The 9,057-nt window shown below is 71.2% G+C and carries 6 protein-coding genes; 3 read left to right on the top strand and 3 right to left on the bottom strand.

Translation table 11 applies throughout. The features are described 5' to 3' along the window. Positions 1–619 precede the first annotated feature (619 nt). The 3 genes from C7456_RS11155 to C7456_RS11145 all read right to left on the bottom strand — a co-directional run bounded on the left by C7456_RS11155 (position 620) and on the right by C7456_RS11145 (position 3,876). A complete protein-coding gene (locus C7456_RS11155; protein ID WP_109723825.1) occupies positions 620–1,303 on the bottom strand; it encodes an HAD family hydrolase in 684 nt (227 codons plus the stop codon). A gap of 152 nt (positions 1,304–1,455) precedes the next feature. Next, positions 1,456–2,475 carry a glucokinase gene (glk, locus tag C7456_RS11150; protein WP_109723824.1) on the bottom strand — a complete coding sequence of 340 codons (1,020 nt, stop codon included), beginning with the start codon at positions 2,473–2,475 and terminating at the stop codon, positions 1,456–1,458. Between the two features lie 45 nt (positions 2,476–2,520). Continuing rightward, positions 2,521–3,876 (bottom strand): GH1 family beta-glucosidase, encoded by a 1,356-nt coding sequence (locus C7456_RS11145; protein WP_109723823.1) that lies wholly within the window; start codon positions 3,874–3,876, stop codon positions 2,521–2,523. 180 nt (positions 3,877–4,056) lie between these two features. Here C7456_RS11145 and C7456_RS11140 point away from each other — a divergent pair, with 180 nt between their 5' ends. The 3 genes from C7456_RS11140 to C7456_RS11130 all read left to right on the top strand — a co-directional run bounded on the left by C7456_RS11140 (position 4,057) and on the right by C7456_RS11130 (position 8,961). Beyond that, positions 4,057–5,142 (top strand): ABC transporter ATP-binding protein, encoded by a 1,086-nt coding sequence (locus C7456_RS11140; RefSeq protein ID WP_109723822.1) that lies wholly within the window; start codon positions 4,057–4,059, stop codon positions 5,140–5,142. Between the two features lie 406 nt (positions 5,143–5,548). Continuing rightward, positions 5,549–7,861, top strand: a complete 2,313-nt coding sequence (locus tag C7456_RS11135; protein ID WP_109723821.1) for a TonB-dependent hemoglobin/transferrin/lactoferrin family receptor — start codon at positions 5,549–5,551, stop codon at positions 7,859–7,861. 14 nt (positions 7,862–7,875) lie between these two features. Next, on the top strand, positions 7,876–8,961 hold the full coding sequence (locus C7456_RS11130; protein WP_170120209.1) for a hemin-degrading factor: 1,086 nt from the start codon (positions 7,876–7,878) through the stop codon (positions 8,959–8,961). Positions 8,962–9,057: the final 96 nt, after the last annotated feature.

The raw sequence follows: 9,057 nt of genomic DNA, 5'->3' as shown, positions 1-9,057 counted from the left end.
GCCTGCTTGATGAACCCGATGATCTGCTCGGTGGTGAAGCGACTCTTCTTCATGTCCGTCCTCGTGGTTGACGGACTTTACAGCTTCACTTGGTACGGCTCAGTGGGGGCAGGTCACCAGCTATGATGCTAGGTGGCATACGGCCAAGAGCATAGTCTTCATAACAGTATGTGCACCGAAAATTGCATTTTTCGGTGGGCAGCAATATGAGTTCAAGGAAATCGGGGGAAAGTGCTCTAGCTAGCGTCCCTTCACCTAACATGGCTTGACTCCGATTTCGAAGCTAACATTGGCCGTAGTTATTTGCTCCTGGGCAGCTGGCGTTTGAGCAGTTCAAATTGTCGCTACCGGGACAAGAGCCATTTGTGCAATCACCAGTATTGGTTGATCTAAGCGCGGGCGACATCGCTATGTCGCGTTTAATCGTGGCTTCAAGTTTCTTATTCTGGTAGACGATAGTTCCATCAGGATTGATGTATATGCCTGATGGGTCGATTCCATTAAAAGCGAATGTATTTATCATTAGCTTTCCATCATCTAGGATGATTGGAATCGTGTACTACTCAACAGGTTTAAAGTTTGTGAAATAGATCACAGAAAATCGCAAAGACTTTTTGAGTTATCCACGCGCCGCCACCTCGTCGATGTGCTTGAGCAGGTCCGCCGGGTCCTCGTACACGCGGAACGCGCCGGCGCGCGCCAGCTCGTCCTCGCCGTAGCCGCCGGAGAGCAGGCCCACGCCCAGCGCGCGGGCGCGCTGCGCGGCCAGCATGTCCCAGATGCTGTCGCCGATCACCAGCGAGCGCTGGACGTCCACGCCCAGCCGCCCGGCGGCGGCGAGGAACAGGTCGGGATCGGGCTTGGCGTGGCGCACCATGTCGCGCGTCACCACCGGCACCTTGGCCGGATCGACGCCCAGCGCGGCGAGGTTGTGCGCGGCGGTGGCCATGCGGCCGCTGGTGGCCACCGCCCACGGGATGCGCTGTCCGTCGAGGTAGGCGAGCAGCTCGCGCGCGCCGGGCAGCGGGCGCACCGAGCCCTGCGCGTGCTGGCGGTTGAACGCCTCGACGTGGCGCTGGTGCAGGCGCGCCAGGCGTTCCTCGGTGATCTCCAGCCCGGTCTCGCGCAGCAGGATGTGGGTGAACAGCCCGCCGCTCATGCCGATCTTGCGGTGGATGCGCCACACCGAAAGCTCCACGCCCTCCGCGTCCAGCGCTTCCTTCCAGGCCAGTACGTGCTGGTAGACGCTGTCGATCAGGGTGCCGTCGAGGTCGAACAGGAAGGCGGTGGAGGTGCGGGACATGAAGGCGATCCGGGCGGCGGGGAGGGGGCCTAGTGTCGCGCATGCCGGCGGTCCGCGCAGCGCGGGGCTCTAAAGCCGCGATGCGCGCGGGATGTCGCCTTCGAAGGACGCTGGCCGTCCCGCGGCGCCGGCGCATCGGCTGGGCCGCGCGATCAGCCGGGCGGCAGCAGCGTGGCGCCGGCGTCGAGCACGGCCAGCGCCGCCGCGCCGAGCAGGCCGGGCTCCGGGTGCATCACCGCCACCGTGGGCACCTGCTCCATCGTCTCGCGGAAGCGGCCCTTGGCCTCGAAGCGCTCGCGGAAGCCGCCGTGCTGCAGCCACGGCAACAGGATCGGCAGCACGCCGCCGGTGAGGTAGACGCCGTCCCAGCCGCCCAGGCTCAGCACCAGGTCGCCGGCCACGCTGCCGAAGATGCCGGCCAGCGTCTCCACCGTGCGCACGCACAGCGCGTCGCTGCCCGCCACCGCGCGCGCGGTGATGTCCTCGGGGGTGTACTCCTCGGCCGGCTGGCCGGCGATGTCGGCCAGCGCGAGGTACAGGTTCACCAGGCCGTTGCCGCAGATCATGCGCTCGTTGGAGACACGGCCGAAGCGTGCGTTGAGCCGGTGCAGGATCTCCACGTCCTCGGCGGTGTGCGCGGCGAAGCCGGCGTGGCCGCCCTCGGTCTCCAGCACCGTCCAGCGGCCCTCGCGCAGCAGCAGGCCGGCCACGCCCAGCCCGGTGCCCGGGCCCACCACCACGAAGGTCTGCGCCGGCTTGCGGCCGAGCTGCGGCAGCAGCTTCGGGCCCACCGGGGTGAGCTGGTCGGCGGCCAGCAGCGGCACCGCCATGCCCTGCGCGGCGAAGTCGTTGACCAAGTGCACCCGCTCCATCCCCAGCTCGGCCTGCAGCCCGTGCGCGGACACCGCCCACGGGTTGTTGGTGATCTGCACCGTCTCGCCGTCGGCGATGCGGCCGGCGGCGGCGATGACCGCGCGCCTGGCGGAGAGGCCGCTGTCGGCGAAGTACTGGCGGATGGTCCCGGCCAGCGAGGGGAAGTCCTTCACGCGGTAGCGGCGCACGCTGTCCAGCCGCAGCGGCATGGCCAGCGAGGGATCGGCGAGGGCGAAGCGGACGTTGGTGCCGCCGAGGTCCGCGAGCAGGGTCGGGGCGGCCGGGGTGGAAGAGCTCATGAACAATTCCGGGATCGTAGCCTTGCAAGCCTGCCGCAGCGGCGGCTATTCGTCCAGCGCCGCGCCATGGCTGGCGATCACCTGCGCGTAGAGCCGCGCGCTGGCCTTGGGCGTGCGCTTCTGGGTGGCGAAATCGACGTGGTAGAGGCCGAAGCGCTTGGCGAAGCCCAGCGACCACTCCAGGTTGTCCAGCAGCGACCAGGCGTAGTAGCCGCGCACGTCCACGCCGGCCCCGATGGCGCGGTGCAGCGCCCGGAGGTGGCGGCGCAGGTAGTCCACCCGCAGCGGGTCCTCCAGCACCTCGCCCTCGGCCACCGGCGGGTCGTAGAAGGCCGCGCCGTTCTCGGTGACGTAGAGCGGGACGTCGCCGTAGCGGTCCTTGAACCAGAGCAGGGTGTCGGTGAGCCCCTGCTCGTAGACCTCCCAGCCGGTCTCGGTGTGGGTGCGGTTGGGCTGGCGCACCGGCGCGGCGCGCAGCGGGTACTGCGCGGGATCGTGCCGCACCACCGCGCGGGTGTAGTAGTTGATGCCGACGAAGTCGACCGGCTGCTTCGTGAGCCGGAAGTCGTCGGCGGGGAAGTCCGGCCAGGCGTCGCCGAAGATCTCCTTGAGCTCCTCCGGGTAGCTGCCGAGCAGCGCCGGATCGGCGAACTGCTGGTTCATGTAGGCGTGCGCGCGGCGCGCGGCGGCCTGGTCTTCCGCGCCGTCGCTGGCCGGGTACTTCGGCTCGATGTTGAACACCACGCCGATCTGGTGCCGGCCGTGCGCACGGTAGGCCTGGATGCCGGCGCCGCTGGCGCGCATCAGGTTGTGCGCGGCGATCGGCGCCTCGTACTTGCTGCGGTGGCCGGGCGCCACCACGCCGTGCAGGTAGCCGCCGTCGGTGACCACCCACGGCTCGTTGAGCGTGGTCCAGCGCGTGACGCGGTCGTCCAGCGCCCTGAACATCACCTGCGCGTACTCGGCGAACCAGTGCGCGCTGTCGCGGTTGAGCCAGCCGCCGCGGTCGTCCAGCGCGGCCGGCAGGTCCCAGTGGAACAGCGTGGCGTTGGGCGCGATGCCGTGCTCCAGCAATTCGTCGACCAGCCGCGAGTAGAAGTCCAGGCCCCTGGGGTTCACCCGCCCGGTGCCCTCCGGCAGCACGCGCGCCCAGTTGATGCTGAAGCGGTAGCTCTGCAGGCCCAGCGCCCGCATCAGCCGCACGTCGTCGCGGTAGCGGCGGTAGTGGTCGCAGGCCACGTCGCCGGTGTCGCCGTTGGCCATCATCCCGGGCGTGTGCGCGAAGCGCTGCCAGATGCTGGGGCCGGCGCCGTCGGCGAGCGGCGAGCCCTCGATCTGGTAGGCGGAGGTGGCAGCGCCCCAGAGGAAGCCGTCGGGGAAGCGGTAGCTGCGGCGGGTCATGGGCAAGCGTCCTTCGATGCCGCGCTGCGGCTTGCTGCAAACGTTTTCGTCCGAGAATATCCGAACGCCCGCGCTTGTGCAGCCGTGCCGCACGAGGCAGGGTCCCCCTGGCGCGTTCCGGGCCTGGCGGCCCATCCATCCAACCAGGCGGCCCCGGGCGGGGCGGCCGGAGATCCGTGCATGGCCAGCGTCCGTCTCGACCAGCTGCGCAAGGTCTATCCGAACGGCCACGTCGCCGTGGAGGAGGCCAGCTTCGAGATCGCCAGCGGCGAGCTGATGGTGCTGGTGGGGCCGTCCGGCTGCGGCAAGACCACGCTGCTGCGGATGATCGCCGGGCTGGAGCCGATCAGCGCCGGCACGCTCAGCATCGACGGCCGCGTGGTCAACGAGGTCGCGCCGAAGGAGCGCGACGTGGCGATGGTGTTCCAGAACTACGCGCTGTACCCGCACATGACGGTGGCGGAGAACCTCGGCTTCGGCCTGCGCCTGCGCGGCGCGGCGCGGGACGAGGTGGCGCGCCGCGTGCGCGAGGTGGCGCGCACGCTGGAGCTGGAGGACCGCCTGGACGCGCGCCCCGCCGCGCTGTCCGGCGGCCAGCGCCAGCGCGTGGCGCTGGGCCGCGCGCTGGTGCGCGATCCCAAGGTGTTCCTGCTCGACGAGCCGCTGTCCAACCTCGACGCGCGGCTGCGCGTGGCGATGCGCGTGGAGATCGCGCGGCTGCACCAGCGCCTCGGCGCGACGATGGTCTACGTGACCCACGACCAGATCGAGGCGATGACGCTGGGCCAGCGCATCGTGGTGTTCGACCGCGGGCGCATCCAGCAGATCGACACGCCGATGAACCTGTACCGGCGGCCGGCCAACCTGTTCGTGGCCGGCTTCCTCGGCAGCCCGGCGATGAACTTCCTGCGCGGCACGCTGCGCCGCGACGGCGGCTGGCGGCTGGAGACGCCGCACGGCGCGCTGGCGCTCGGCGAGCCGCCCGCCGCGCCCGCGGCCTGGGCCGGCCGCGAGGTGGTGGTGGGCGTGCGGCCGGAGGACCTGGAGCCGGCCCCCGCCGCCGAGGCGGTGCTGGCGGCGCGGGTGGAGGTGGTCGAGCCGGTCGGCAACGAGGTCTTCCTCAACCTGCGCTTCGACGGCCGCCCGCTGGTGGCGCGCCTGCCGCCGCGCACGCTGCCCGCGCCGGGCGACACGCTGCCGCTGCGCTTCGCCGCGGAGCGGCTGCATTTCTTCGACGCCGCGAGCGGCGGGCGGATCGGCGACTGAGCGCGCGTCGCGCGGGCTGCCCGGACGCGGACGCGCGTGCCCCGCGCCGGCATTCATCGCTTCCCCGCCGTCATTCCAGCGAAAGCTGGAATCCAGTGAAATCACGTTGTGCGCAGCACGCGAAACAGGTTTTGCGTGCTTGCGCACGAAGTACCTGACTGGATTCCAGCTTTCGCTGGAATGACGATCGAGGGCCAGGAGCGGCCTGCCGCGTCGGCGGCCGGCGGCGCCGCGCGGCGACACTTGGCTTGCCTCGCGCAAATGAGATAAATTCTCATTTGAGCCCGTGCCCGCCTCGCGCGCGGCACCGCCCATACCTACCGAAACGGCCCGCCAGCGCAGGCGCGAGTTCTCCGCCTCCTTTGCCAGCAAGCCCCCGTGCCCACCGCTTGCAAAGGACACCCGCATGTTGCGCATCACCCCGCTGGCCGCCGCGCTCGGCGCCCTCCTGGCGCTGCCCGTCCTGGCCGCCGAACCCGCCGTCCCCGCGACCGCGGACAACACCACCGAGCTGCCGCGCGTGCAGGTCACCGCGCTCAGCCCCGCGATCCAGCTCAATACCGCCGGCACCGTCTCGGTGATCGACCGCGTGCAGATGGACCGCCACCTGGTGCTCACCATCCGCGACCTGGTGCGCTACGAGCCGGGCGTGTCGGTGGTCGGCACCGCCGGCCGCTTCGGGCTGGACAGCTTCAACATCCGCGGCCTCTCGGGCAACCGCACGCGCATCGAGGTCGACGGCGTCACCCTGCCGGCCGCGTTCGGCGCCGACGTCGCCGGCGGCAGCTTCCGCGCCGGGCGCAACTTCATCGACCTGGACGACATCAAGCGGGTGGAGATCGTGCGCGGCCCCGCCTCGGCGCTGTACCCGTCCGACGCGCTGGGCGGCGTGGTGAGCCTGGCCACCAAGGACCCGGCCGACTACCTGCGCGAGGGCCGCGACACCTACCTGGCGCTGAAGGAGCAGTACGACGGCAGCGACCGCAGCCTGTCCTCCACGCTCACCCTGGCCGGCGGCGACGCGCGCAACGGCCTGCTGTTCCAGGCCGGCCACCGCGAGGGCCACGAGACCGCCAACCAGGGCGACGTCGGCGGCACCGGCGCGGCGCGCACGCGGCCCGATCCGCTCAGCTACCGGCAGGACAGCTTCCTCGGCAAGTACGTGCACACCGCCGCCGGCGGCCGCACCGACCGCGTGGTGCTGGACGGCGCGCGGACGCGCACGCGCACCGACGGCCTGTCGCAGCTCGCCCCCGGCACCGGCTACTACGACTCGCAGGACGCCGACACCCGCGTGCGCGCCAGCGTGGGCCAGTGGTTCCCGAAGCTGGACGGCGCGCTGGCCGATACGCTGGACTGGCACGCCTACTGGCAGAAGAGCCGCACGCGCACCGCCACGCAGACCGAGAACCTGGTGCGCGGCGACACCATCGCGCGCTACTACGACAACCTGCCGCTGCAGGAGAAGGTCGCCGGCGGCAAGCTGGTGGCGGTCCGGCAGCTCGGCGAGGGCGGTGCCGTCGCGCAGACGATCAGCTACGGCGTGGAGGCCTCGCGCACCTGGGCGCAGTCGCGCGTGGACGGCTACGGCGTCAACCTGCGCACCGGCGCGCAGGGCAGCAGCACCGCTTTCCTGCCGGGCAACTACCCGCTGCACCTGATCCCGGCCAGCCACACCGACCGCTACGCCGCCTTCGGCCAGGACGAGATCGCGCTGGCGGACGGCCGCTTCACCCTCACCCCGGCGGTGCGCGTGGAGCGCTACGCCTACCAGCCGCAGGCCGACGCGCTGTACAGCGCCTACAACCCCGGCTACGCGCCCGACGACTACCGGAGGACCCGCGCCGTGCCCAAGCTCGGCCTGGTGTGGCGCCTCGACGACATGCTGAGCGCCTACCTCGACTACGCGCAGGGCTTCCGTCCGCCGCTGTACGGCGAGATCGCCGGCGCGTGGAACGAGCAGCCGTTCCCCGGCTTCAACATCGCCTTCCTGCCCAACGACCGCCTGAAGGCGGAGACCAGCCAGGGCGCGGAGCTGGGCCTGCGCGGCAAGGGCGAGGCCGGCTGGTTCAGCGTGGGCGGCTACTACAACCGCTACCGCGACTTCATCTGGTCGGGCTATGCGTTGCCGACCGGGCAGGTCCCGTCCTGGTACCAGGCGCCGCCCGGCATGAACCTGCTGTTCCAGGCAGTGAACGCCAGGCGCGCCTTCGTCAAGGGCGCGGAAGCCGCCGGCGCGCTGCGCCTCGGCTATTTCGCCGACGCGCTGGACGGCTGGTCGCTGCGCGGCAGCGCGGCGGTCGCCAGCGGACGCCTGGTCGAGCCGGGCGATGACGGCTACAGCCCGCTCAACACCGTCGATCCGGCCAAGCTGGTGCTGGGCGTGAGCTACGACGCGACGGACTGGGGCGCGGAGCTGGTCGGCACCGGCGTGCGCCGGCACACGCGGCTCGGCGATCCGTCCGCGTTCCGTCCCGGCGGCTACGCCACGTTCGACCTGTACGCGCACTACGCGCCCCTCGCGCAGCTGGAGCTGTACGCGGGCGTGAGCAACCTCGGCGACCGCAAGTACTGGGACTGGGGCAACTTGAACGGTGGCGTGCTGGGCAACCTGGTCAGCGGCAACGGCCTCAACGACGCCGGCACCGGCGGCCTGCCGGCCGACCGCCTCAGCATGCCCGGCCGCGCCTTCAGCGTGGCCGCCAGGCTCGCGTTCTGAACGGAGGCTTCGCCATGTCCATTCCTTCCCCGACGACGAAGCCGGCCCCCGCGATGCCGCCGCGGCAGCTGCAGGAAGCCTGGCAGCAGCTGCGCCAGCGCGAGCCCGGCCTGCGCGCGCGCGACCTGGCCGAGCGGCTGGGCGTGAGCGAGGGCGAGCTGGTCGCCAGCCGCTGCGGCGACGGCGTGGCGCGCCTGGACGGGCCGTGGCCCGAGCTGGTCCAGGCATTGCCCGCGCTGGGCCGGGTGATGGCGCTCACCCGCAACGACAGCTGCGTGCACGAGAAGAAGGGCGCGTTCGGCAACATCGAGATCGGCGGCGCGATGGGCATGGTGCTCAACGGGGCGATCGACCTGCGGCTGTTCCTCCGGCACTGGGTGTTCGGCTTCGCGGTGCGCGAGGAGTCGCGCGGGCGCCAGCTGGAGAGCCTGCAGTTCTTCGACGGTGACGGCCGCGCCGTGCACAAGGTCTACCTCACCGAGGACGGCGACCGCGCGGCGTGGAGCCGGCTGATCTCGCGCTTCGCCGCCGCGGTGCAGTCGCCGCTGCTGGACCTGCGCGCGGTGGCCGAGCCGCTGCCGCGCCTGCGCGAGGACGCGCAGGTGGACGTCGCCTCGCTGCGCGCGGGCTGGCGCGCGCTGCGCGACCCGCACGACTTCTTCGCGCTGCTGAAGAGGCACGAGACGACGCGCACCCAGGCGCTGCGCCTGGCCGGGCGCGAGTTCGCGCGGCCGGTGCGCAACGACGCGGTGCGCGCGGTGCTGGAGAGCGCGGCGGGCAGCGGCCTGCCGGTCATGGTGTTCGTCGGCTCGCCCGGCGTGGTGCAGATCCACACCGGGCCGGTGCGCAACGTCAAGACGATGGGGCCGTGGCTCAACGTGCTCGACGCGGACTTCAACCTGCACCTGCGCGAGGACCACGTCGCCGAGAGCTGGGTGGTGAAGAAGCTCACGCCGGACGGCGCGGTGACCTCGCTGGAGCTGTACGACGCGCGCGGCGGCCAGATCGCGCAGCTGTTCGGCCAGCGCAAGCCGGGCACGCCGGAGCTGGACGCCTGGCGCGCGCTGGCCGACGGGCTGGAGGAGGCGGGGCATGCGTGATGAAGCCATCGTTTCTGGCAAGGGGGAGCGGCGTGGGGTGCGCGCTTCGGCCGGACCCTCATCCGCCCTTCGGGCACCTCCTCCCGGAGGGAGGAG

It is taken from the genome of Fulvimonas soli (assembly GCF_003148905.1).
Classification (GTDB): domain Bacteria; phylum Pseudomonadota; class Gammaproteobacteria; order Xanthomonadales; family Rhodanobacteraceae; genus Fulvimonas; species Fulvimonas soli.
This window is presented reverse-complemented; position numbering and strand designations above follow the sequence as displayed.

What these genes read in the sequence shown, in the direction of transcription:
- C7456_RS11140 (WP_109723822.1), top strand. Translation starts at nt 4,057, where the DNA reads ATGGCCAGCGTCCGTCTCGACCAGCTGCGCAAGGTCTATCCGAACGGC.
- C7456_RS11155 (WP_109723825.1), bottom strand. Translation starts at nt 1,303, where the DNA reads ATGTCCCGCACCTCCACCGCCTTCCTGTTCGACCTCGACGGCACCCTG.
- glk (WP_109723824.1), bottom strand. Translation starts at nt 2,475, where the DNA reads ATGAGCTCTTCCACCCCGGCCGCCCCGACCCTGCTCGCGGACCTCGGC.
- C7456_RS11145 (WP_109723823.1), bottom strand. Translation starts at nt 3,876, where the DNA reads ATGACCCGCCGCAGCTACCGCTTCCCCGACGGCTTCCTCTGGGGCGCT.
- C7456_RS11130 (WP_170120209.1), top strand. Translation starts at nt 7,876, where the DNA reads ATGTCCATTCCTTCCCCGACGACGAAGCCGGCCCCCGCGATGCCGCCG.
- C7456_RS11135 (WP_109723821.1), top strand. Translation starts at nt 5,549, where the DNA reads ATGTTGCGCATCACCCCGCTGGCCGCCGCGCTCGGCGCCCTCCTGGCG.